Here is a 443-nt window from a genome sequence, read left to right as displayed (position 1 = left end):
GTTTCAAAATCAAAATCTTGATTGCTTAAAGGTTCTTCCACCGTTGTGGAAGTGGTGTTGGTAATGATTGGAAAGTTATAATCAAAATAAATACTGGCTGTGTTTGTAAACTCATCACCTAAAACCAAATCAGGTTTCGTTTTAATTTTGAACGCCACATAACCATCATTATTTTCATCATCAAAAGGGAGATTGATGTTTTCAAAAATGAATTCCACTTTATTACCATTAATTCTGGTAAAGAAATCATGACTGCTACTTTGTGGAACTAATGTATTAATTTCAAATTTTGAGGTATCAATTACATCGGCAATAACTACATTTTCGGCAGCAAAAGTTCCTGTGTTTTCAAAACGGATGATATAATGTACGTATTCACCAACCATTTCTGGTGAAATTGTATTTCCTTCTAAACAGGTTTTGTCGTTTGGATCGTAGGAGTT

1 protein-coding gene is annotated in these 443 nt (G+C 32.7%); it reads right to left on the bottom strand.

Going from position 1 to position 443, the window contains the following annotated elements:
- Positions 1 to 443 (bottom strand): DUF7619 domain-containing protein (locus tag EQG68_RS14905; protein ID WP_449404224.1); only part of this gene is annotated, 443 nt, incomplete at both ends.

The organism is Flavobacterium piscinae, from assembly GCF_004122145.1.
Classification (GTDB): domain Bacteria; phylum Bacteroidota; class Bacteroidia; order Flavobacteriales; family Flavobacteriaceae; genus Flavobacterium; species Flavobacterium piscinae.
The sequence above is the reverse complement of the archived record's forward strand: the minus strand, read 5'-3'. Positions and strand labels throughout refer to the sequence as shown.